Genomic DNA, 2,720 nt, shown 5'->3' on the forward strand with positions numbered 1-2,720 from the left:
TGCTGCAATGGCGTTGTCTGCGTCTAACTCGTTTTGATCAACATCTGTTTGAACTGCAGCAATGGCGTTATCTGCGTCTAACTCATTTTGATCAACATCTGTTTGAACTGCTGCAATGGCGTTATCTGCGTCTAACTCGTTTTGGTCAACGTCTGTTTGAACTGCAGCAATGGCGTTGTCTGCGTCTAGCTCATTTTGATCAACATCTGTTTGAACTGCTGCAATGGCGTTGTCTGCATCTAACTCGTTTTGGTCAACATCTGCTTGTACTGCAGCGATTGCGTTATCAGCATCTGTTTCATTCGTATCAACATCATTTTGAATCGCTGTAATTTCATTTGCTAAGGTATCAGAAGTTGAGTCGTTATTTAGATCACCGGCTCGAACTGAAGATTTAAGCCCAGCATAATCAATGTCCGAACCATCCGCAGCACTTGCAACCACATCATTACTGGTGTTTGAGTCGTCTGACACATCATCGTAGAATGAAGCAATTGAAGCGATCTGATTACCGAGTTTTGTGATTGTTGTATAAGAACCATCTGTACCATTAAAGAAGGCTGAAGCACTTATACCACCAGAAATTAAGTTGCCATTGACATCAACAAAACCGTTAATACCGTCACTACCATTCACTAGATATGAGATATAAGCGGCCACTGTTTGATTATTGCTTGAATCAAAACCTTCACCTAATAATGCTTCTAATTGATCAATGCGGTTATTAACTGAGTTAAAAGTATTACGGTTAAAGTAGTTTAACTCTTCAAAATTACCGGCCAATATATCATTGGCTGCGTCAACTAAATCAGCACTTGAGGTTGTATCAGTTGAGTTTTCAGTGGTGAAGTTGATGTCTATTTCACGACTACCACCCAATAAGTTGTTTTCGTCAACTAAGTCGAAACCTGTGATATCAATAGCTAACTCAACATCATCAAAATCACTGTTGTTGTTTGAGTGATCACCGTTATTGTCGATATCAACAGCGTCTAAGTCACCTAGGTTGATAGTTAAGCGATTGACTGACGAAGCGGTTGAAGCTTTCCAATCCACATCAATTGCATTGTCACGTCCCATATTACCGTGAGCACTTAACGCCAAAGATTTAGCTTTCAACATGGCGTTGCCGTCTGAATCTAATTGACGCTCATTGCTTGTACCTGCGGTAATGGTGATTTTTCCTAGATATAAATCAGAGCTGCCGTCACTACCTTTGATATCACCGGTTAATAACATCTCTGTTTCTGCGCTACCCTGAGTTTCGCTTATGCTAACAGTGTAGCTAGTTTCATCGTCAGTTGCAGAGCTGTCGGTAATGATAATGTCATTGATAGTTAAAGTGTCGTTGCTGTTCGCATTTGTGGTAATTGCAACATTACCTTGTGCAGCTGAGTCAGCCAACACATCTAAGTCAACAGAGTCTAAAGTAACTGAACCGGCAGCATCAAAGGCTAAAGTGCCGACAACCACATTGCCAGAATCTGTTAGGTCACCACCACTGGTCACATCTAAACTACCAGCTGTGATAGCGCCTAAATCTAACGCTGTTGTATCTTCAATTGTAACTGTGCCTGTACCAGCATTAACAGCTACTGAACCTGCTAAACTATTGGCGCTATCATCTAATGTAACGTTAGCATTGCCTGCTGATGTATCAACCGTTAAGTTGCCAGATAAAGTTAATGCATCCGTACTAGAAATTGCACCGCCTGCAGTTACATCTAATGTGCTTGCCGTTATTGCACCTAAACTAATGGCATCAGTTTCATCAATAGTCACTGCGCCCGTACCAGCATTAGCAGTGAAGCTTGCTAAGTTATGGGTATTATTGCCTAAATCGACTGCACCATTGTTGGCTGAAGTATCTACATCAACTGCAGTTGTAACAGTTAACACACCTGCATCTGTGACTGAATCTGCATCTGTTACTGTTAAGTTGGCCATTGAACCTGCGTTTAAGGTTAATGCACCGACTGAATCTACAGTGACATCACCCGCACCATCTACTTGTAAGGTTAGTGCGTCTGTTTCGTCTATATCTACGTTACCTGTGCCTGAATCTACCACTAAGGTATTTAGGCTATGGGTATTAGTATTTAACGTAATTGCGCCATTGCCCGCTGACGTGTCTATATCTGTTGTGCCTGATACAGTTAAGGTACCTGAGTCAGAGACTGCACCGCCTGCAGTTATGGTTAATGCTGATGTGGTCGTATCACCTAAATCAAGTGCGTCCGTTTCATCTATATCTATTGCACCTGTTCCTGCATCTGCTGTGAAGGTATTTAGGTTATGTGTGAAGGTATCTAATACTATTGCACCATTGGCGGTTGAGGTGTCTAAGTCTGTTGTGCCACTAACCGCTAACGCGCCTGCATCTGTGATTGAGCTGGCTGCTGTCACCGTTAAGTTGCTCATTGAGCCTGCATTTAAGGTTAATGCACCCACTGAATCAACAGTCACATCACCCGCGCCATCTACTTGTAAGGTTAATGCATCTGTTTCGTCTACATCTACCGCACCTGTACCTGCATCGACTATTAAGGTTGCTAGGCTGTGCGTGTTGGTATTTAGCGTGATATCTGCATTGCCCGCTGAGGTATCAATATCTGTTGTACCCGATACGGTTAATGTACCAGAGTCAGATACCGCACCGCCTGCGGTTACTGTTAATGCTGACGCTGTGATATTGCCTAGGTCTAGTGCATCTGTTTCAT

The 2,720-nt window shown here is 42.7% G+C and carries 1 protein-coding gene; it reads right to left on the minus strand.

Translation table 11 applies throughout. The annotated features are described in order from the left end of the window. On the minus strand, positions 1 to 2,720 hold a 2,720-nt coding region (locus WSC_RS21765), incomplete at both ends, for a beta strand repeat-containing protein (RefSeq protein ID WP_016954558.1).

The sequence above is a fragment of the Catenovulum agarivorans YM01 genome, from assembly GCF_000281085.1.
Lineage (GTDB): Bacteria > Pseudomonadota > Gammaproteobacteria > Enterobacterales > Alteromonadaceae > Catenovulum > Catenovulum agarivorans.